At 67.0% G+C, this 20026-nt stretch carries 18 protein-coding genes; 6 read left to right on the top strand and 12 right to left on the bottom strand.

The genetic code is table 11. The features are described 5' to 3' along the window. Positions 1 to 3: 3 nt before the first annotated feature. The 10 genes from CFB82_RS34990 to CFB82_RS35035 are packed head-to-tail and all read right to left on the bottom strand — an operon-like array spanning position 4 to position 9649. Positions 4 to 987, bottom strand: coding sequence for a ferritin-like domain-containing protein (locus CFB82_RS34990; protein ID WP_179255496.1), 984 nt, complete (start codon positions 985 to 987; stop codon positions 4 to 6). A 1-nt stretch (position 988) separates the two neighbouring features. Further along, positions 989 to 1612: a hypothetical protein gene (locus CFB82_RS34995; protein WP_089486960.1), complete on the bottom strand. Its 624-nt coding sequence runs from the start codon at positions 1610 to 1612 to the stop codon at positions 989 to 991. A gap of 1 nt (position 1613) precedes the next feature. Continuing rightward, positions 1614 to 2498, bottom strand: coding sequence for a hypothetical protein (locus CFB82_RS35000; RefSeq protein ID WP_089486961.1), 885 nt, complete (start codon positions 2496 to 2498; stop codon positions 1614 to 1616). 7 nt (positions 2499 to 2505) lie between these two features. Then, a complete protein-coding gene (locus tag CFB82_RS35005; protein ID WP_011350104.1) occupies positions 2506 to 2760 on the bottom strand; it encodes an acyl carrier protein in 255 nt (84 codons plus the stop codon). Between the two features lie 58 nt (positions 2761 to 2818). After that, entirely contained in the window at positions 2819 to 3928 is a 1110-nt protein-coding gene (locus tag CFB82_RS35010; RefSeq protein ID WP_089486962.1) for a hypothetical protein, read from the bottom strand. Positions 3929 to 3943: 15 nt separating this feature from the next. Beyond that, the gene (locus CFB82_RS35015) at positions 3944 to 5263 is read right to left on the bottom strand and encodes a hypothetical protein (protein ID WP_089486963.1); all 1320 of its coding nucleotides are present in this window, start codon (positions 5261 to 5263) and stop codon (positions 3944 to 3946) included. Continuing rightward, positions 5253 to 5993 carry an outer membrane lipoprotein-sorting protein gene (locus CFB82_RS35020; RefSeq protein WP_089486964.1) on the bottom strand — a complete coding sequence of 247 codons (741 nt, stop codon included), beginning with the start codon at positions 5991 to 5993 and terminating at the stop codon, positions 5253 to 5255. The genes CFB82_RS35015 and CFB82_RS35020 overlap by 11 nt, the downstream gene beginning before the upstream one ends. Continuing rightward, positions 5990 to 7207, bottom strand: coding sequence for an ABC transporter permease (locus CFB82_RS35025; RefSeq protein ID WP_089486965.1), 1218 nt, complete (start codon positions 7205 to 7207; stop codon positions 5990 to 5992). Before CFB82_RS35025 ends, CFB82_RS35020 begins: the two co-directional genes overlap by 4 nt. Beyond that, the gene (locus tag CFB82_RS35030; protein WP_089486966.1) at positions 7179 to 7889 is read right to left on the bottom strand and encodes an ABC transporter ATP-binding protein; all 711 of its coding nucleotides are present in this window, start codon (positions 7887 to 7889) and stop codon (positions 7179 to 7181) included. Before CFB82_RS35030 ends, CFB82_RS35025 begins: the two co-directional genes overlap by 29 nt. Then, entirely contained in the window at positions 7886 to 9649 is a 1764-nt protein-coding gene (locus tag CFB82_RS35035; protein WP_256990610.1) for a fatty acyl-AMP ligase, read from the bottom strand. The genes CFB82_RS35030 and CFB82_RS35035 overlap by 4 nt, the downstream gene beginning before the upstream one ends. Before the next feature lie 418 nt (positions 9650 to 10067). Here CFB82_RS35035 and CFB82_RS35045 point away from each other — a divergent pair, with 418 nt between their 5' ends. The 4 genes from CFB82_RS35045 to CFB82_RS35060 all read left to right on the top strand — a co-directional run bounded on the left by CFB82_RS35045 (position 10068) and on the right by CFB82_RS35060 (position 14552). Continuing rightward, positions 10068 to 11015, top strand: a complete 948-nt coding sequence (locus tag CFB82_RS35045) for a fatty acid desaturase family protein (protein ID WP_089486968.1) — start codon at positions 10068 to 10070, stop codon at positions 11013 to 11015. Between the two features lie 37 nt (positions 11016 to 11052). After that, positions 11053 to 11925, top strand: coding sequence for a ferritin (locus CFB82_RS35050; protein ID WP_089486969.1), 873 nt, complete (start codon positions 11053 to 11055; stop codon positions 11923 to 11925). 614 nt (positions 11926 to 12539) lie between these two features. Further along, the gene (locus CFB82_RS35055; protein WP_089486970.1) at positions 12540 to 13532 is read left to right on the top strand and encodes a LysR substrate-binding domain-containing protein; all 993 of its coding nucleotides are present in this window, start codon (positions 12540 to 12542) and stop codon (positions 13530 to 13532) included. Positions 13533 to 13727: 195 nt separating this feature from the next. After that, positions 13728 to 14552: an alpha/beta fold hydrolase gene (locus CFB82_RS35060; RefSeq protein ID WP_089486971.1), complete on the top strand. Its 825-nt coding sequence runs from the start codon at positions 13728 to 13730 to the stop codon at positions 14550 to 14552. 82 nt (positions 14553 to 14634) lie between these two features. Here CFB82_RS35060 and proP read toward each other — a convergent pair whose 3' ends face one another. Beyond that, a complete protein-coding gene (gene proP, locus CFB82_RS35065; RefSeq protein WP_089486972.1) occupies positions 14635 to 16104 on the bottom strand; it encodes a glycine betaine/L-proline transporter ProP in 1470 nt (489 codons plus the stop codon). A gap of 643 nt (positions 16105 to 16747) precedes the next feature. Here proP and CFB82_RS35070 point away from each other — a divergent pair. Further along, entirely contained in the window at positions 16748 to 17203 is a 456-nt protein-coding gene (locus tag CFB82_RS35070; RefSeq protein ID WP_089486973.1) for a hypothetical protein, read from the top strand. A gap of 150 nt (positions 17204 to 17353) precedes the next feature. Here the strand turns inward: CFB82_RS35070 and CFB82_RS35075 are convergent, their stop codons facing one another. Continuing rightward, positions 17354 to 18400: a DNA topoisomerase IB gene (locus CFB82_RS35075; protein ID WP_089486974.1), complete on the bottom strand. Its 1047-nt coding sequence runs from the start codon at positions 18398 to 18400 to the stop codon at positions 17354 to 17356. A gap of 630 nt (positions 18401 to 19030) precedes the next feature. Between CFB82_RS35075 and CFB82_RS35080 the strand changes: the two genes are divergently transcribed. After that, on the top strand, positions 19031 to 19993 hold the full coding sequence (locus CFB82_RS35080; RefSeq protein WP_089486975.1) for an ABC transporter substrate-binding protein: 963 nt from the start codon (positions 19031 to 19033) through the stop codon (positions 19991 to 19993). Positions 19994 to 20026 lie beyond the last annotated feature (33 nt).

Genomic DNA, 20026 nt, shown 5'->3' on the forward strand with positions numbered 1-20026 from the left:
GGTTCAGTTGAGCGGCATCGCCGCGTAGTCGAGGACGTCGAGTTTTTCGAAGGTCGCCTGCACGGTCGGCGTGAGCAGGCCCATCTCGCGGATCGTCGGCACCAGGCGCCGGAAGATCGAGCGGCGGATCGAGCTGGAGACCGGCGATTCGCGCACCATCGCGCTGCATTCGCGCTTCGACAGCCCCATCGGTTCCCAGATGTCGTCCGCGCACAGGTGCTCGTACAGCACGGCCGCCCCTTCGCAGACGAACTCCTCGCGCTCGCGCAGTTCGACCGCGCTCATCTCCGCATACACGCGGCACAGCGTGATCCGGCCGACCGCGAAATGGCGCGATTCGTCGCGCTGGATCCGCACGAACAGGTCCTTGATGAACGGATCGGTGCTGTACGCGACGACGCTCTCGAAGATCGACAGCGCGATGCCCTCGACGAGCACCTGCATCCCGAGGTTCGTCATGTCGAGCGCGCTGCTCGTGATCGTGTCGTGCAGCAGCCCCTTCAGCGAGCGGCTCATCGGGTAGCTGACGTCGAGCTTCTCGTTCACGAGCTTCGCGTACGCCTCGACGTGGCGCGCTTCGTCCATCATCTGCGCGGCCGCGCACAGCCGCGCGCTCAGGCCGTTCTCGGCCGACGCGAGCTTCGATGCGCAGATCAGCGCGGCCTGCTCGCCGTGCAGGATCTGCGACAGCAGCCAACCCTGCGCGTGATGACGCACCTCGCGCTTGTCGGCGTCCGAAAGCTTGCCCCACAGCTCGGTGCCGTAGATCAGCAGCGTCGGGTCGGGCATGCCGAGCGGGTTCGCCGGATCGAGGTCGTGGCTCCAGTCGACATCGGTCGCGACGTCCCACTGCGCGGCCTTCGCCTTTTCGTACAACCGGTTCAGCGCCTCTTCGCGCAGTGCGTAGTCGTTCGACATCAGGGCGTCGACGGGCATCGACCAGCGGATGTCGGCCGTGTCCTGCATAACGGTGAGCGTGTCGGTCATTTCAAGGTCTCCCCGGCCGCGCGGCGGCGCCGGAATGATGGGCGGAATCGGTAAGCGTCGTGGCGGCGGCGCGCGGGGCGGCCGGGTGCGGGTCGAGGCGGATCGCATACGACGGCCATGCGCCGCGCAGCTGCGCGTCGAAGGCGTCGGCAAGCCGCGCCGGCCAGATCGCGCAGCACACGCGGTTGTCGCCGGCGAACTCCGCATCGCGCAGGATCCGGTCGCCGATCCACACGACCGGCGCGCCGCGCGCGGCATCGCGCAACGCTTCGTCGTACAGGTGCACGCCGAGCAGCACGTGAGGCGCGAGCAGTTCGGCCGGCAGCGTGCCGAAGTACGGCGCGCAGACTTCGATGAACACGCGTGCGTCCGGATGCACGTCGTTGCGGATCCGCGCGGTGATTTCCGCGAGGAATGCGAAGTACTGGACGTGGTCGAGCAACACGCGGCGATCGCCGCCGAGCGCATCGCTGGCGTCGTACACGTCGCCGGCCGTTTCCGCGAGCGCGGCACGCGCATAGTCGGCCGGCGTGTCGAGCGGCATCCGGTACGCGCTCGCGGCGACCGCGACCGGCTGCCGCGCGTCGCGCTCGATCCGGTAGGTGAAGTGAACGGGTCGCACCATGTCACGCCTCGTCGTCGAGAGAGAACGTCGCGTCCGGCGCGAACGCGACGTCGGCGATCGCGTAATAGCCGTTCAGCGCGAGCGAGCAGACGGCCGCGCGGCGCGGCGTGTCGCCGTCGCGGTGCGCGAGCAGCACCGACAGCCACGGGTCGCTGCCGAATGCGTGGCCGAACAGCCCGTGACCGTCCGGCAGCAGCGGCGTCTTGCCGACGGACGCGAGCAGCGCGCGGCGCGACGTCGCCGGAAAGAACGGCAGCGCCGCCTGCAAGCCGGGGCGGGCCGCGCAGAAGGTGCGGATGTCGCGGCCCAGCCGCACGACCGCGCTGGCCGGCGGCGCGGCATCGGCCAGCACCGACGGCGCCGACGGTGACGCTTCGCGGCCGACGTCGACGAGCAGCGAGCACACGCCGAAGCCCGAGCGACCCCACGCGGGGTTGCCGTGCCAGTACGTGAAGCCGTGCACGTCGATGTCGACGATCTGCAGCAGCAGCGTGCGCGGTCCGGTTTCGGCCGCGGTCGCGAGCGAGCGGCGCAGCACGTAGCCCCAGCCCGCGCATTCGTACGAGCAGGTCATCCAGTCGGGCGTGTAGTCGTTCGCGCCGGCGAGTGCCTGTGCGAACACGCGATGCTGCGGCGAATCGTTCATCAGCAGCATCGACAGGATCGTCGAGCTGACCACGTAGTCGTCCGCGCCGACCGCGCCGCACAGCCGCTCGCGTTCGGCGCACGCGAGCGTGCCGATCGCGCGGGCCGTGTCGTCGAGCGGCACGGCCGCGCCGTCGCGCGACGGCGCGACGCGCCGGTACGCGAGCGCCTGCACGGTCAGCGCAGTGGCCGGGGCCGGCTGGGCGGCGGGGGCCGCCACGGTCGCAAGGGGCGCGAGCATCGTCGTGTCAGGCGGCGTGCTGCTGGCGGCGCAGCTGCGCGTCGAGCTGCTGCAGCGTCGTGTACTGCGTGATGTTCAGCGCTTCCGGGTCGATCGAACCGTAAAGCTGTTCGCAGAACACGATCAGCTCGACGATGTTCAGCGAATCGATGCCGAGTTCGCCGATGCCGGCGTCCGTGTCGACGGTCTCGACGTTGAGGATCTTCGCGACTTCGCGGGACAGGATGTCGAGCGCGTCGGCCGGAACGTTCTGGGTCGTCATGAGAGGAGCTCCTGATAATGAAGTGGGTTGATCGGGATCGATCGGCCTGTCGCGTGGGTCAACTGCCGGCTTCGCAGCGCAGGCTCTTGCGAAGCTCGTGATAACAACGGTACGAACTGCCTTCCATCTTCGAAAACGCCAGCAGGTCGCGCTGGTCGTTGAAAGTCGCCACCCTGCCGTCGCGCACGAGCGCGGTCAGGAATTCGTTCGACAGCAGCTTGATCGCGAGCACGCGCTGCACCTTGCCGAAGCTGTAGTGCGGGTCGTCGGTCTGGCTGCGTGCGGCGTCCGCGATGAACTGGTGGACGGCGCGTGCGTCGGCGTCGAGTTCGACGCGGCCCGTTTGCGCGAGCCAGCCGACGTGCGCCATCAGCGCGCGGACGAAGTAGGGGCGCACGACGGTCAGGTACTTGTTGAACACGGTCGGGCCGCCGATCCGCAGGCGATCCTCGGCATGGACGCGCGCCTGGCCGCCGACGTTCGCGAGCTGGAGGTTGCCGGCGAGGAACGGCGCGCCGCAGGTCGTGCGCTTCAGCTTGCGGTACTCGTCGGGCCACACGAGGTAGGCGGCCGGGAACATCACGCCCGGCAATCGCGCGGCGACCACCGCCATGCAGTCGCGATGCGCTTCGATGCCCCATACCTTGTCGACGGTGAGCGCGAGGCCGTTGTCGTCGCTGCGCACGACCGTGCGCCATGCGGCGAGCGTCGGACCGCCGCCGTCGCTCATCAGGAACGCGAAGTTGTGGCCGCTGTCGATGCAGTCGCATGCGCGACGGTTCTGGTCATCGGAGAAGAACAGCCCGAACATGATGCGGATGAACGCGCGCATGAACGGCTTGAACAGGTGATGAAACCCTTCGCGGCCGATCTGTTCGAGCAGTGCTTCGGTGAGCGGCGCCTCGTCGTGCCGCAGCGGCGTCGACGCGGACGAATCGGGCAGCACGTCCGGCGTGGCGGCATGCAGCGCGATCACCATCTCGCTGTCGAGCAGCCGCACGGCAGCGGCTTCGACGAGCCGGGCCGCCGCGCGCGGCGCCGTGCCGAGCGACGCGATCGTGTCGAAGTGGCGCAGCACCGGATACGCGGCCTGGTCGGCCACGCGCAGCAGCAGCGGCGCGGTCGCGAGCGGGTCGGCGGACGAAGCGGGAGCGGAAAGCGTGGACATGGGGCAGGGTTCCTGTCAGAAGCGCACGCGCACGGCGGCGTCGATACGGGTGCCGAGACCGACCATCCGGTACTCGGCGTTGCTGTCGGAGAACGCGCGGGTGACCGCGACATCGACGCTCACGCGCTTGTTCACGTCGGCGACGACCTGCGCGATCGCGAGCAGGCCCTTGTCCTGCGGCGAATAGACGCCGCGCAGCGAATACTCGACGCGGCCGATCTTCTTGCCGAGCCGTGCGAACAGGTAGTCGCGCAGGTTGCCGTCGACGCTCACGAAATTGGCCGTGCCGCCGAGGCCGCCCAGTGCGGCGCCCGGCGCGACGGGCAGCAGCGCGTTGTTCGCGCGGACCGCGCCGACCATCTGGCGCCACTGGTTCGCGTCGTAGCGGGCCTCGTCGTGCGACCACTCGACGATCAGCGAGAGGTTGCCGGGCAGTGCGCTCTGCATGCCGACGGCGCTGCGCCACATGATCTGGCGATCGTTGCGACGATCGACGGCGTCGTACGCGGCCGGCGAATCGAGCGGCGTGCCGTTCGCGATGAACGCCGGCAGCGGCCGCGTCGTGCCGCGTTCGAGCCACGCGCTCGCATAGACGGTGTTCGAGCGCGCGACGTCGAACGACAGCGTCGCGCCGGCGCCGCCGTGGCCCGCATGCCGGCCGGCGAGCAACGCGGCGGAACCGCCTGACCAGTTGTACGCGCCGCGCACGAGCTGCGTCGCACCCTGCACGTCGCGGTTGTCGACGTCGCTGCGCAGCGTGCGGTTCTCGCCGGCGATGAACTGCAGTGTGGTCTGTTCGCCGGCCCATTTCGCTTCGACGAGCGGCGTGCCTTCGACATCGCCGTAGCGGTCGTAGATGTCGGCCGTAGCTGCCCGCTTCTGGAAGAAGCCGAGCGGAAAGAACGCCTGCGACGTGTCGAGCGGATCGATCCGCTTGCCGGCCGTGAGCGTGATGCCGTTGTCGAACGCGTAGCGCACGCCGGCCTCGTTGAAGCGGGTGGCCTGCGCGCCGAGCGAGTGATTGCTGGCCACGGCCCGCGCGTTCATGAACAGGTTCTCGCCGTCGATGCGCGCGAGCAGGCCCGCTTCCTGCAGGTTGCGCGGCTGGTCGCCGATCAGGTTTCCTAACAGCGCGTGTCCGTCCATGCTGTCGACGGTGCGTGCGTAAGCGATGCCGTTCAGCGTGCTCAGCTGTTCCATCAGCGATTCTCCGTGCGCGAGCGTGCAGCCGAGCGCAAGCGGGACGGCGAGCGCGGCGGCGGGCCAGAGTCGGCCGGATGATGGAAGGCTGCGGTCACGATGGGCGTCGACATGGGTGTCGTGGTCACTGACCATCGGCGAGCGTGTCGGGATTGAACCAGCCCGACGGAATCCTGCGCGGCTGGCCGTCGAGGATGTCGACGACGCTCGCGCGCTGCTTTTCGATCTCGTTGCGATACGTGATCTTGCGGATCACCTTGCGCCCGTTCGCATCGACCGGCGCGGAGAAATCGGCGCTGCGGAACAGCAGGCCGCTCGCGAGGAAGAACTGCGCGCGCACCGGCACGTCGGTGTCGGGCGTGACCCACAGCTTGATCGTCGGATAGACGTTGTCGGGATCGGTCGCGGTCAGGTCGAGCTCGGTGGCCGGCTTGCCGGCGATCGTCGTCGCGCCCGGCGCGGCCGATGCGTGATAGCTGTCCGCCCAGTGCGTGCGCGTGATGTCGCTGATCACGACCTCGCCCTGCAGCCGCTGCATCCCGTTGATGCGGACCGCGCTGCGCGTGTTCGGCACGTAGAACCAGTGGCCGCGCGTCGTCGCGAGGTATTTCTGGCCGTCGTTCTCGCCGCTGCGCGTCAGCGCGAGCGTGTCGCCGTTGCCGCGCGTGTAGACGAGATAGCGCGTCGCGTCGCCGGACTGCCCGCCGACTTCGTTCGTGATCTGGATGTTCGTCTGCGTATCGGCGGCCGTGCTGCGGTATGCGTCGGCACGGGCGAGCATGGTCTGGGCCGTCGGGGCGTCGGCGGCATGAACGAGCGGCGCGCACGCGACGAGCGCGGCGGCCAGGTGGCGAATGCGAATCATGGGGCGAGTCCTTCGAGGATGTTGCGTTTGGCGAGCCCGAGCGTCGCGAGGAGCGCGGCGGCCACTCCGAGCACGACGAACGCGCCTTCGACGGCGGCCACGGCGGCCGGCGAGACCGTGAATTCGAGCAGGATCGACTTCACGCGCCCCGGCGGCGGGGGCAGGTGGATCTGTGCGTGATTGAGCGCGACCATCGTCAGCAGTGCCACCGCGATGCCGGCGGCGGCGCCCAGCAGGCCGAGGAAGGCGGTCTCCTGGATCAGCACCCCGCGCACCGTCGCGGCCGGCACGCCGAGCGCGCGCAGCGTGGAGATCTCGCGGCGGCGCTCGACGATGCTCATCAGGATCCAGTTGCTCATCGACAGCAGGATGGTCAGGCAGAGAATCGCGCCGAACACCGAGAACTGGTTCTTGTACAGCGCGACGACCTGGTGATAGAGCGACACCAGCTGGTCCCAGGTCTTCACGTCGAGCGTCGGCAGCGCGGCGCGCAGCGTCGCGGCGGCGGCCGGCGTGTGTGCGGTGTCCGACAGGAACACCGCGATGCGCGACGCGCGGTCGGTGCGCAGCAGGGCCTGCGCGGCCGTGAACGTCACGTTGACGATCCGTTCGTCGACGTCCTTGTTGCCGGTGCTCATCACGCCGACGATCTGCGCGTCGGTCGCGTTGATGCCGCCGTGCGCGGTCGACGCCATCAGCTGCACGACCGAGCCGACGTGCACGCCGAGCTTGCGCGCGAGTTCGGCGCCGACGACGACTTCGGTGCCGGCATTCGTCGGCGACAGGTAGCGGCCCGACAGCACCGTGTGATAGTCGAAGAAGCCGGGCGGCTCGCGGTTCGGCTCGATGCCTTCGCCGACGAAGCCGTAGCTGAGATCGCCGTTCGAGATCAGCCCGTCGAAGTCGATGCCGCGCGCCGTGGTCGCGACGCCGGGCAGCGCCGCGATCGCGTGCGTGGCGGTGGCCTGTTCGTCGGCGGTCAGCCCGTACTGCAGCGGCCGCTCGCCGATCAGGTCGAGATAGCCGTGGTGCAGCACCTGCACGTGGCCGACGCCGCTGTCGATCGATCCTTCGCGCACCGCGTCGAAGGTCGCGATCACGTAGCCGAGCGCGAGGCTCGACGCGAACGCGGCGACGCCGATCATCGCCATCGTCAGCACGGTGCGGCGCTTGTTGCGCCAGAGGTTACGCCACGCAAACGTCGACCAGTTCACGATTCACTCCCGGTACGCCGTCGCGCATCTCGATGCGACGCGGCAGGTGCGCGCACAGACGATCGTCGTGCGACGCAATCAGAAAGGCGGTGCCCAGCGTGCGGTTGGTGTCGAGGATCAGGTCGGCCACCGCCCGTGCGTTGGTGCTGTCGAGGCTGGCGGTCGGCTCGTCCGCGATCACGATCGCCGGCTCCTTCGCGAGCGCGCGGGCCAGCGCGACCCGCTGCTGCTCGCCGCCGGACAACTCACCGGGGCGATGACGTTCGCGCGCGGCGAGCCCCACCGCGTCGAGCATCGCGCGGGCGCGCTCGCGCCGCGTGCGCGGCGTGCCCCACGCGAAGCAGCCGAGCTCGACGTTTTCGAGCGCCGACATCACCGGAATCAGGTTGAACTGCTGGAACACGAAGCCGATGCGCTCGCGGCGAATCCGTTCGAGCGTGTCGGGCGCATCGTCGATCCGGCGGCCTTCGAGCCAGCGTTCGCCGGTGCTCGGCACGTCGAGAAAGCCGGCCAGGTTCAGCAGCGTGCTCTTGCCGCTGCCCGACGGGCCGACGAGCGCGACGACGTCGCGCCGGCCGATCGAGATCGTCGCGCCGCGCACCGCGACGACGCGGCCCGCGCCCTCGTACACGCGCGAGACGTCGCGCAGTTCGAGCACCGGCGTGAGCGTGGCGGTCGTCATGCGTACGCTCCCTGGCCGGCTTCGGCGGCCGCCGTCGCGTGGATCAAGGGCAGTGCGCCGGTCGCATAGAGGTCGCGGCACTTCAGGCGCTGCAGCTTGCCGCTCGTCGTGCGCGGCAGCGAGCCGGGTTCGACGAAGCACAGATCCTGCGCGGCGAAGCCGATCCGGGAGGCGAGCAGCTGCTGGCACTCGGCGCGTGTCTGCGGCGTCGCATCGACGGGCCGCGCCTCGATCGCGACGACCAGCCGCTCGGTGCCCGTCTCGGGATCGGGCAGCCCGAACGCGATGCAGGTGCTCTTGCGCAGCGTGCGATGGGAGGCCAGCGCTTCCTCAATTTCGTGCGGGAAGTAGTTGCTGCCGCGAATGATGATGACTTCCTTCTTGCGCCCGAGGATATGGAGCTGGCCGTCCGCGACGTAGCCGATGTCACCGGTGCGGAACCAGCCGTCGGCCGTCAGCGGCGCGGCGATCGAGCCGTCGTCGGGATTCAGGTAGCCGAGCATCAACGACGTGCCGCGGATCGCGACTTCGCCGACCGCGCGATTCGCCAGCGCGTGGTCGCCGTCGTCGAGGATCCGGAACGCCATGCCCTCGATCGGCGTGCCCATCGCCAGCACGGTTTCGGTGTCGGTGTCGGCGCCGTCGTTCGCGGCGGCCGGTTGCGCGTCGCGGCGCTCGATCAGCGCGCGCCGGTCGAGCGTGTCGGCGATCACGTACGGCGCGCCGTCGACGGTGCCTTCGTGCCACGCACGATGCATCGACACCGCGAGCGTCGATTCGGCCATCCCGTAGCACGGCTGCAGCGCCGATGCGGCGAGACCGTACGGCGCGAACGTCGCGGCGAAGTCGCGCAGCGTCGCGTCGTCCACACGTTCGCCGCCGATGAAGATGTTGCGGCACGCGGAAAGATCGACGCCTTCCATCGCGGCGGCATTGAAACGGCGCACGCAGTAGCGCAATGCGAAGGTCGGCACCGACGTCGTCGTGGCACGCACCGACGCGATGCGCTTCAACCAGCCGAGCGGATTCCGGATGAAGCTGTTCGGCTGCATCATCAGCAGCGGCGCACGGTAATGCATGTTCGACAGCAGCGTGAGCAGCCCCATGTCGTGATAGAGCGGCAGCCACGACGCGGTGCCGTCGCCGGCCGCGAGGTCGAAGCGCACCGACCCGCCGATGCCGAGCACGTTCGCGATCACGTTCTCGTGGCTGAGCACCGCGGCCTTCGGATGCGACGTCGAGCCGGACGTGAGCTGGACGTGATGCGGATCGCGGCCATGCTTCGCGCTGATCAGCGCGCGCGCACCGGCATCCGCGGCGAGCGACAGCGTGTCGAGATCGACGACGCGCGTGGACGAAGCGGGAAACGCGTCGTCGCGCCAGGCGGCCGACTGCGCATCCGCGGCGATGACGAGGCGCGGCCGATATAGCTCGCATGCGACGTCGATCACCTGCCGCCCGGTGGTGGCGCGGCGCGCGGGAACGGGCACGGTGCAGGGCAGTGCGCCCGTCATCACGCAGGCCATCATCGCGGCCGCATGCTCGACCGACGCGGGCAAGGCCAGCATCACCATGTCGTTCTCGCGCACATCGAGTTCGCGCAGTGCGCCGGCCTGGCGAAACACTTCTTCAGCGAAGCGCCGGTACGTGATGCTCGCCTCGTTGCCGGCGTCGTCGACGAACGTCATGCGATGCAGGGCGCCCGCGACGTCCTCGAGCGATTCGATGAGGCGATGAATGGTGGATGCGCACTTCGTCACGAGGATTCTCCCCTTGAGGAACACGGCCGCTCGCGCCACGGTGCCGGCGGCGCCGTTCGTCGAGTGAGGGGGATTCTTGCCGGATCGACATGACGCGACAAACGGAATATTTGCAGGCTATGCATGAGCAGCACGCATCCACTCGGCGCTGCCATGTGTGTATACGTGCGAGCGCGTGCGAGGTGAATGGTCGGTACGCATTCGACCGGTCGTCTAGTTCACGATGTGGTGCGCTCATGCGCGGGCGTCATGCAATGCGTTCGGAAAATTCGCTTGTCCGAAGCATCGACTCACAGAAGAATTGCAACCCGGCAGCGCGCCAGTGTCGCCGCGTCATCGTGCCGGGCAGGGTCCGGCCAAGGAGAGCATTTTGTCCGTCACCTCATCGCTTCTCGCCCGTCAGAAACCGGTTGCAGACATGAAGAGCCGCCCGAGCGGCGTCGTCTTCTCGCTGAAGCTCGCGGTCTACGTCGCGCTCATCGCGCACGGCATGCTGTTCGCGCTGTCGACGGTTGTGGTCCTGAAGATCGTCGGCATCCTGCTGATCGGCGCGATGTACGCGCACGGGGTCGAGCTGCAGCACCAGGCGCTGCATTACCAGGGATTAAGGAGCAAGCGGCTCAACATGGTGTTCGGCGTGCTGCTCGGCATGCCGATGCTCGTGTCGTTCCATGCATACCAGGACAGCCACCTGCGCCATCACCGGCTGCTCGGCACGCCCGAGAACAAGGAGTTCTTCGACTACGGCGACCAGTACGGCGCGAGACCCGTCGTGAATCTCGGCTTGTGGGCGTGGCGGCTGTCGATGGCCGCGCACTATATCCAATTCGTGAAGAACGTCGCGAAGCTCGTCGTGCCGGGTGCAAGCTTCGGCGACAACCCGCTCGTGTCGCGTGCGATCCGCCGCGATCACCTGCTGATGGTCGCGGCGATCGCGCTGCTGGCCGGCGTGTCGTTCGCGCTGCACACGTGGTTCGTCGTGTGGGTGTGGGTCGTGCCGCTCGTGTTCGTGGCCGCGCCCGTGCATGCGCTGGTCGAGATGCCCGAGCATTACCGCTGCGACCTGACGAGCACCGACCCGTTCCGCAACACGCGGACGATCGAGAGCAATGCGTTCATGACGTGGTTCACGAACGGCAACAACTATCACGTCGAGCACCACATGATGCCGAACCTGCCGATCGAGCGGCTGCATGATCTGCACGGCGCGATCGGGCCGCGCATCCGCTATTACCACCGCACCTACCGCCAGTTCTATTACGCACTGCTGCGCGGCAGGCTGTCGCCGCGCACGGTGGACGACGACGCGGACGATCGTGCGCCCGACGCGGAAGCGGCGGCGCCGGCGTCCACGCAGTCGGCATGACCGGGCCGGTGCCGTGCCCGAATGCCTTTCAACGACGGTGACGACGATGCTCTATCCTGAACTTTTCAGGTCGCTGGAAGCGGTGCGCTGGGACATGGAGACGGACATTCCGTGGGACAAGTTCGACGCGTCGCTGCTCACCGACGAGCAGGCCGAGACGATCAGGATGAACGCGATCACCGAATGGTCGGCGCTGCCCGCGACGGAAATGTTCCTGCGCGACAACCGGCACGACAGCGACTTTTCCGCGTTCATGAGCGTGTGGTTCTTCGAAGAGCAGAAGCATTCGCTCGTGCTGATGGAATACCTGCGCCGCTTCCGGCCGGAACTGGTGCCGACCGAAGCGGAACTGCACGCGGTGCGCTTCGAATTCGACCCGGCGCCGCCGCTCGAGACGCTGATGCTGCACTTCTGCGGCGAGATCCGCCTGAACCACTGGTACCGTTGCGCGGCCGACTGGCACACCGAGCCGGTCATCAAGCAGATCTACGAAACGATCTCGCGCGATGAAGCACGCCACGGCGGCGCATACCTGCGCTATATGAAGAAGGCGCTGAACGACTGCGGCGACGTCGCGCGTGCCGCGTTCGCGAAGATCGGCGTGCTGATGGCGTCGGCGCGCCGCACCGAGAAGCCGCTGCACCCGACCAACCTGCACGTGAACCAGGCGCTGTTCCCGCGCGACACCGTGCAGTCGCGCCTGCCCGATCCGGAATGGCTCGAGCGCTGGCTCGACGAGCAGATCCGTTTCGACGGCGAGTGGGAAAAGAAGGTGGTCGAGCGGATCCTGCACAACCTGTCGATCCTGTTCGAGCGCCCGTTCGCGACCGCGCAGGAGCTGAACCGCTATCGCCGCGAAGTGACTGCGCGAACGCCTCGTGTCACAGACGACGTGGTGGACAGCGTATAGCGACGCGCATCCTGTCCGGTAAAGGGCGGAACCGATTCCGCACGACAGGGTGGCGTCATGCACGCGGGTAGCCGTTTCCGGGCGGCGGAATATTCATTTCCGGACATAATTGGTTCATCAATTTACGGGAATTGCGTGGTGCAATTCAATTTCATGCGTTTAGTATGTTTTCATAAACACGAAATCATGGATTTAAATGGTATTCCGCATGTGTGTTGAAGTGCGTTTTCTTTTCGCAATCCGGTAAATGAATAAAATTGTCTGGCAATTGAAATTGTATTGTAGGTATGCGGATGTGCGTCTGCTGTAACGTCCATAGGGTTGCGATAGCGTCGATTTTTGCCTGTAATGTCCTGTTTTTATGCGACTTTGTCGGTCATCCTTCGCGCCATTCCGGCCGCATATCGATTTACAAAATCACTACTTGATAATGGTAATGTAAGAATATCCGGCTGATGAAAATCGATAGATAAATACAGGTGTCACGATTGAAAATAAGAATGATCCGCATCCATGCTTCAATATAAAATCGTTTCCGAATCCAAATAGGAGAAACGAATCAGGGAGACGAACGGCGACTTGCCTGTCGGTGGGTGCAACTTTGAGGCGGCAGTATGGCTAATGTGAGATTGGCAAAGCGATTGAGAAGTATGCCTTCGCTGGATTTCCTGAGAGGCTTTGAATGCGCGGCGCGTCATTTGAGCTTTACGCGTGCCGGGCAGGAATTGAACGTCACGCAATCCGCCGTGAGTCGCCAGGTCAAGGCGCTCGAGGAGCAGCTCCGGATCGAGCTCTTTCACCGGCACATTCGTTCCCTGACGCTGACCGACAAGGGGCGCGAGCTGTACGACGCGATCTCGTTCGCGTTGTCCGACCTGGAATCGGTGATCGGCAAGCTGTCGTCGAGTGTGGGCCAGCGCGCGATCTCGTTGTCGACCACCGTTTCGTTCGCGGCACTGTGGCTGATTCCGCGCCTCGGTTCGTTCCGCGCCAGCTACCCCGACATCGACGTACGCGTATCGGCCACGAGCGAAATTGAAGATCTTAAACGCAAACGTTTGCACCTGGCCGTGCGATATGCAGGCCCGTATACGTCGACGGACGAGACGGACGTGCTGTTTCGCGAGCGTGTCGTGGCGGTCTGCAGCCCGAGCCTGATGCCGTCGGCGGGCGACGCCGCGTCGATGAAGCCGGAGGATCTCGACAAGCACGTGCTGCTGCATCTCGACGATCCGCGCGGCGAGTGGCCGTGGCACGGATGGAGCCATTTGTTGAAGGAGCTGGGCGTGCCGCGCCTGCGGCCCGCCGGCGCGCTGCATTTCAGCCAGTACGACCAGCTGGTGCAGGCCGCGGTCGACGGGCACGGCATCGCGATCGGGCGGCGGCCGCTGGTCGACGGGCTGCTGAAGCAGGGCCGGCTCGTCGAGCTGTTCCCGCACTGCACGGTCGCATCGGGCAGCTACGTACTGGTGCAGAACCCGGATGCATGCAACGAGTTCGATATCGCAGTGCTGACCAACTGGCTGCTCGAACAGGCGAGTCATCCGCTCGCGTCGGACCAGGAAACGGGCGGCAGCAACGTGGTGCCGATGTATCGCGTCGGATAGCACGGTCACGCCACGCCGTCGCGCGTGCGCGTCGAAGGGGCACGCGGCAGGTTCGACGCGCACGCATGTGCGAACCGTCATGCGCCGCGCCCGCAACCTGTGCGATGATGCGCCGCTTCGCATTGGTTGCAGCACGCCGCCGACCGCGGCACCCGGTTCCGGGCCGCTGCCGATCGCGCCGACACCGGAGACGACATGCCCGCAGTGAACATTCATGGCAGCACCCTGCATTACCAGGATCACGGTACCGGGTTCCCGGTGCTGCTCGGGCACAGCTATCTGTGGGATTCGGCGATGTGGGCGCCGCAGATCGATGCGCTGTCGCGCCAGTATCGCGTCATCGTGCCGGACCTGTGGGGACATGGCGCATCGGGCGCACTGCCCGAAGGCACGCAGACGCTCGACGATCTCGCCGCGCAGGCGAGTGCGCTGCTCGACGCGCTGGCGATCGAACAGTGCGCGCTGGTCGGGCTCAGCGTCGGCGGCATGTGGGGCGCGCGGCTCGCGTTGCGCGAACCGCAGCGCGTGCGCGCGCTCGTGCTGATGGATGCGTCGCTCGAGGCCGAGCCCGAAGCGACGCGGCTGCGTTACTTCGGAATGCTCGACGCCATCGCCGCCGCGGGCCGTATCGCGCCGCCGCTGCTCGATGCGATCGTGCCGCTGTTCTTCCGGCCGGATGTCAATCTGGCGGGCCCGGTGCCGTCCGCGTTTCGCGACGCGCTGGCGAACCTGCCGGCCGACCGGTTGCGGCAATCGATCGTCCCGCTCGGCCGGCTGATCTTCGGCCGGCCCGACACGCTGCCGGCACTCGCCGAACTGGATGCCGAACGCACGCTGCTGATGTGCGGCGCGGGCGACATGGCGCGCCCGCCGTCGGAAACCGTGAAGATGGCGAGCGTGATCGGGTGCACCCATGCGCTGGTGCCGGACGCCGGCCACATCTCGAATCTGGAAAATCCCGCGTTCGTCACGCGCATGCTGCTCGACTGGTTCGACGCGCAGCAGTTGTCGGCAGGCTGACGCTCACGCGCGCGACGCCGGCGCATGTCGCGCGGCGTCGCGTCACGTCACGTCATGAGCGCCAGCGCTACGCGCGCCCGCATCACGCGCGTTCGCTGACCGGCGTGAGCTTCCTGTCCCGTCCGCGCGCTTCGTCGGCCCGGCCGCGAACGAGGCTCAGTGCCTCCACGCGGCTCGCGACGCACGGCGCGGAGCCGGGCAGCGGCTGGCGCGCCGTTTCGCGTAGCGCGAGCACCGACACGATGCCGATGAACGATGCGCCCATCAGGTAGTACGCGGGCATCATCAGGTCGCCGGTGCGATCGACGAGCCACGCGGTGACGAGCGGCGTCGTGCCGCCGAACAGCGACACCGACACGTTGAAGCCGATCGCGAGCGCGCCGTAGCGGATGCGCGTGGGGAACAGCGCGGGCAGCGCCGACGGCATCACGCCGGTGAACGTCGACAGCAGCACGCCGTAGATCAGCATCCCGCCGAACACGGGCAGCATGCCGCCGGTGCGGATCAGCATCAGCGCCGGCGCGGCCAGCACGAGCAGGCCCACGCAGCCGGCCATCATCACCGGCTTGCGGCCGACCTTGTCCGACAGGTGCCCGGCATAGAGCGTCATTGGCATCATCAGCACCATCACGAGCAGCACCAGGAACAGGCCGTGCGATTCGCGGAAGTGCAGCGTCGCCGACAGGTAGCTCGGCAGGTACGACAGCGCCATGTAGTCGGTCACGTTGAAGATCAGCACCAGGCCGACGCATTGCAGCAGCGGCTTCCACTGTTCGACGAGCAGCGTCGCGAAGCGTTGCTTCGGCCGCGTGCGTTCGTCCGCTTCGCGTGCTTCGGCCTCCTTCTTGAACGCGGGCGTTTCCTCGAGTTTCAGCCGGACGTAGAGCCCCACGAGACCGAGCGGGCCGGCGATGAAGAACGGCACGCGCCAGCCCCACGACAGCAGCGCTTCCTGCGACAGCGACGCGGTGAGCAACGCGACCGTCGCCGCGCCGAGCGTATAGCCGATCAGCGTGCCGAATTCGAGGAAGCTGCCCATGAAGCCGCGGCGCCTGTCGGTCGAGAATTCGGCGATGAAGGTGGCTGCGCCGCCGTATTCGCCGCCGGTCGAGAAGCCCTGCACGAGGCGGGCGACGAGCAGCAGCACGGGCGCCATGATGCCGATCGACGCGTAGCTGGGGATCAGGCCGATCGCGAAGGTGCCGACGGCCATCATGATCATCGTGGCGGCGAGCACGCGCTGGCGGCCGATGCGGTCGCCGAGCGGGCCGAACACCATGCCGCCGAGCGGGCGCACGAGGAACGCGGCCGCGAACGTGCCGAAGGTCGCGAGCAGCTGCGCGGACGGGCTGCTGGACGGGAAGAACACCTTGCCGAGCGTGACGGCGATGTAGCTGTACACGCCGAAGTCGAACCATTCCATCGCGTTGCCGAACGCCATCGCGCCGACCGCGCGCTTGAGGACGGCGGGGTCGACGATCGTGATGTCATCCAGCTTGACGGACTTGCGCGAAGATCGGGTTTTCGCGGCGTGCGTTTGCGACGGGCTCAATGAACTCTCCTGGAATGGCCTTGGCGGCGCGGCCGGCAGGAATGCAGCGGGGGCGTGCGGGCCGACGGACAGCGAAGGCGGATGTCTCGGGGATGCTTCGATGCCGGTGGCGTGACGCGCGCAGCGGACGACACCGGGCAGGTGTGTTGTGCGAACCAGTTTAGGGAAACGGGCGCGAGCGGCTATCGGTCATGCGCCCGGAACCCGGTGGTAAACGACATCGGGTTCAGGCAGTGCTGGTTGCACAGAAGCGCGTCCGGCAGACCGGGAGGCCGGACGGCGTGTCGGTCGGCATCTGCTCGCATCCGTCACGCGTGAAAGGGTGGTGGCAACGACTCGAGCGTCGCGCGAGGTCGGCGGTCAGCGACGCGATATGCCGACGAGCGTCCTCTGACGTCGAGGTATGGGCGTTCGTCGAAACGGAAGATCGCGCGTCGAAACCCGCCCGACAGGCGAGATGCGCCGGATGAACGATGCGCGCGTCGCCCGACGGTGTACGATGCGGTTCGATCGGCAGACGGAACACACCGCGAGTGTCCGGGGCGATGACATGGACGAGCCTGTCGCCGATATCCTGAACGGCCGCGCCACCGCTCAATGACGGATCGCCCCTGAACGATTGGTTGATTCTCGAACATTGTTGATGATGAAGGTTTGCAAGCTTGCTGCATGCGCACTGATTCTCGGCGCGACCCTCGCCAACGTGGCGTCTGCCCGCGATCTGGACAAGAGCGACCCTGACCGCGCCCAAATACTGGCGGCCGTACATCGATTGAACGACCGTGAGCCGGAGATGAAGGACTATCGCTATTTTGTGGTCGACCTGCTCAAGGACCACGATGCCGCATTTTTATGCGTTGCGTTGGCGGAGAAGGATGGCGGATTGATATTGACGGACGACCAGGCCGGGATCATGACGTTCGCGCTGGAAAAGCATCATCCGCAATGGGTCGCGACCGAGCTGAGCGGTGTGGGATTTGCCGCCGGCGCAAAGCCGGTGCAATCGGATTGCAACGTGGACGGCCGTGCCGTCAATACACGCGACGACATCAATGCCGCGTTGAAAGCGACGGGACACAAGCCATTGTCCTCCCGTTGATCATGGAGATCGACGCCGGGAACGTCACCGCCCCATGGCTGTGCCCGTGCCCGATTCGTCTTCTGGTGCTCGGGTGTTGAACGTCCGCCGATTCCGGAATCTTCACGCCGCGCCGATTGCGTCGACCGAGCCTCGGTGCGACGGGCGGGATCATCTCCCCGCTCGCCGGCTGGCGGCGCCGAGCAACGCCACGAACGCCGCTTCATCCGCGCGCAAGCCGCGCGGCGTCCGCCGGACCGCGAGCGCGGCGAGCGCGCCGGCCTCGAACGCATCGAGCACCGCCGGATGGATGTAGCACCGCCGGCACACGGCCGGCGTGTTGCGCAATAGCTCGGCCACCGCACGCACGGTCTCGACGATCTGCTTGCGCGCGTGCTTGACGCCGCGATGCTCGGTGCGCCGCAGCAACCCGAGCGCATGCACGCTGCCGGCCCAGGTCCGGTAGTCCTTCGCGGTGAAATCCGCGCCGCCGGCTTCGCGCAGGTAGTCGTTCACGTCGGACGAACCGACCGGATGGCGGGCGCCGTCGTTGTCCACATACTGGAACAACTCGTGCCCGGGCAGCTCCGCGCAGCGCCGTACGATCCGCGCGACCCGCGCGTCGTCAACCGTCACGTCGTGTTCGATCCCGCTCTTGCCGGCGAAGCGCAGCCGCACCTGGCCGGGCTGGATCTTCAAATGTCGCTTGCGCAGCGTCGTCAGACCGTACGAGCCGTTTTCGCGCGCGTATTCGGCGTTGCCGATCCGCGCGAGCGTCGTGTCGAGCAAGCGGACGATCGTCGCCACGACCTTGTCGCGCGGCATGCCCGGCAACGCGAGATCGCGCGTGACGCGCGTGCGGATGCGCGGCAGCGCACGCGCGAACGCGGCCATCCGCGTGTACTTGTTCGCGTCTCGCGTCTCGCGCCACAGCGGGTGATAGCGATACTGCTTGCGGCCGCGTGCGTCGCGGCCCGTTGCCTGCAGATGGCCGCGCGGATCCATGCAGATCCACACGTCGGTGTAGGCGGGAGGAATCGCCAGCGCGTTGATACGGGCAATTTCGTCGGCATCGCGCACTCGCACACCGTCTGGCCCGTAATACGCGAAGCCGTTGCGGAGCGGCCGGCGCGTATAGCCGGGGCGGCGGTCGTCGACATGACGCAGCGGCCCGGCGGGCATGCGTGCATTCGGCTGCGACGTGGCGCGTTTCTTCATGCTGCGGCGCGTCGATCGACGTCAGTGCCGATCCGCGTATCGTCGGGCTGCGTTCCGGGCGGACATCCTGCGCGCACGTTTTTCTCCTGTTTGTGCGTACGTTCCGGCGTCGTGCAGCAAGAACCGTGCGCCATTCCTGGCACACGCGAGGATGCCCGGCGCAAGCGCGCGCCGGACGGGTGATCGGGCGTTTGTTACCGCTGCATGGACGAAATCACGCAACGGCCTCGCCCGGGCAAGCTGACTGCAGCCCGATGTCGGCATCGGGCGGATCGTGTCGATGCCGTGTCGCGTTCAGCGAACATCGAACGGCTGGAACGAGCGATTTACGATGCCGCGAGGCCACGCGCCGGTGGTGCGCGTGGCTCGTGCAAAGGTCGCGCAAACGCGGCCAGGGCCGGCTAGAACGGGTTGAACCGCCCGTTTAGGTGTTTATACGTATGCCGAATCCGATATCGTCCCAATCCAATATTTCATTAGAAGGTTATCGGACTTGTTTCTAGACTGATGCGGGGCATGCAGACCGGGTCGGCTTGACGCCCCCGCCCGGCGCACAGCCCCGACCCGCGCCTGCGCCAAGCAGAAACACAACAGCGCAGCAGCAGACAACGACATCATCGGAGACGAACCATGACATTCATCAGGAAGCTGGCGGCCGGCGCGATCGTCGCCGCGGCAGCGGTGCTGGCCGGCGGCGCGCACGCGCAGCAGAAACCGATCACGCTCGGCTTCTCGCAGGTCGGCGCGGAAAGCGCGTGGCGCACCGCGAACACCGTGTCGGTGAAGGGCGCGGCGAAGGACGCCGGCATCAACCTGAAATTCTCCGACGCGCAGCAGAAGCAGGAGAACCAGATTCGTGCGATCCGCTCGTTCATCGCGCAGAAGGTCGACGTGATCGCGTTCTCGCCGGTCGTCGAATCGGGTTGGGAGCCCGTGCTGACCGAAGCGAAGGCGGCCCATATCCCGGTGATCCTGACCGACCGCGGCGTCGACGTGAAGGATCCGTCGCTGTACGTGACGATGATCGGCTCCGACTTCCTCGAGGAAGGGCGGCGCGCCGGCCACTGGATGGAAGAGCACTACAAGAACGATCCGGGCCCGATCAACATCGTCGAGCTGCAGGGCACGGTCGGTTCCGCGCCGGCCAACGACCGCCGCGCGGGCCTGCTCGAAGTGATCAAGAACAATCCGAAATTCAAGGTGATCGCGTCGCAGAGCGGCGACTTCACGCTGGCAGGCGGCAAGCAGGTGATGGAAGCGTTCGCGAAGACCTACGGCAAGCAGATCAACGTCGTCTACGCGCACAACGACGACATGGCGCTCGGCGCGATCCAGGCGATGGAAGAGGCCGGCATCAAGCCCGGCAAGGACGTGAGCGTCGTGTCGTTCGACGCGACGAAGGGCGGCTTCCAGGCGATGGTGGCCGGCAAGATCAACGTCGACGTCGAATGCAGCCCGCTGCTCGGCCCGCAACTGATGAGTGCGGTGAAGGACGTGGTCGCCGGCAAGCAGTTGCCCAAGCGGATCGTGACGAACGAGACCGTGTTCCCGATGAGCGTCGCGGCGCAGGTGCTGCCGACCCGCAAGTACTGAGCCACGTACCGACGATCCGGCGCGAGCGGCGGC

The organism is Burkholderia sp. HI2714, from assembly GCF_002223085.1.
In the GTDB taxonomy this organism is placed as follows: Bacteria; Pseudomonadota; Gammaproteobacteria; order Burkholderiales; family Burkholderiaceae; genus Burkholderia; species Burkholderia lata_D.

What these genes read in the sequence shown, in the direction of transcription:
- CFB82_RS35005 (WP_011350104.1), bottom strand. Translation starts at nt 2,760, where the DNA reads ATGACGACCCAGAACGTTCCGGCCGACGCGCTCGACATCCTGTCCCGC.
- CFB82_RS35010 (WP_089486962.1), bottom strand. Translation starts at nt 3,928, where the DNA reads ATGTCCACGCTTTCCGCTCCCGCTTCGTCCGCCGACCCGCTCGCGACC.
- CFB82_RS35030 (WP_089486966.1), bottom strand. Translation starts at nt 7,889, where the DNA reads ATGACGACCGCCACGCTCACGCCGGTGCTCGAACTGCGCGACGTCTCG.
- CFB82_RS34990 (WP_179255496.1), bottom strand. Translation starts at nt 987, where the DNA reads ATGACCGACACGCTCACCGTTATGCAGGACACGGCCGACATCCGCTGG.
- CFB82_RS35055 (WP_089486970.1), top strand. Translation starts at nt 12,540, where the DNA reads ATGGCTAATGTGAGATTGGCAAAGCGATTGAGAAGTATGCCTTCGCTG.
- CFB82_RS34995 (WP_089486960.1), bottom strand. Translation starts at nt 1,612, where the DNA reads ATGGTGCGACCCGTTCACTTCACCTACCGGATCGAGCGCGACGCGCGG.
- CFB82_RS35015 (WP_089486963.1), bottom strand. Translation starts at nt 5,263, where the DNA reads ATGGTCAGTGACCACGACACCCATGTCGACGCCCATCGTGACCGCAGC.
- CFB82_RS35075 (WP_089486974.1), bottom strand. Translation starts at nt 18,400, where the DNA reads ATGAAGAAACGCGCCACGTCGCAGCCGAATGCACGCATGCCCGCCGGG.
- CFB82_RS35020 (WP_089486964.1), bottom strand. Translation starts at nt 5,993, where the DNA reads ATGATTCGCATTCGCCACCTGGCCGCCGCGCTCGTCGCGTGCGCGCCG.
- CFB82_RS35045 (WP_089486968.1), top strand. Translation starts at nt 10,068, where the DNA reads ATGAAGAGCCGCCCGAGCGGCGTCGTCTTCTCGCTGAAGCTCGCGGTC.
- CFB82_RS35060 (WP_089486971.1), top strand. Translation starts at nt 13,728, where the DNA reads ATGCCCGCAGTGAACATTCATGGCAGCACCCTGCATTACCAGGATCAC.
- CFB82_RS35080 (WP_089486975.1), top strand. Translation starts at nt 19,031, where the DNA reads ATGACATTCATCAGGAAGCTGGCGGCCGGCGCGATCGTCGCCGCGGCA.
- CFB82_RS35000 (WP_089486961.1), bottom strand. Translation starts at nt 2,498, where the DNA reads ATGCTCGCGCCCCTTGCGACCGTGGCGGCCCCCGCCGCCCAGCCGGCC.
- CFB82_RS35070 (WP_089486973.1), top strand. Translation starts at nt 16,748, where the DNA reads ATGATGAAGGTTTGCAAGCTTGCTGCATGCGCACTGATTCTCGGCGCG.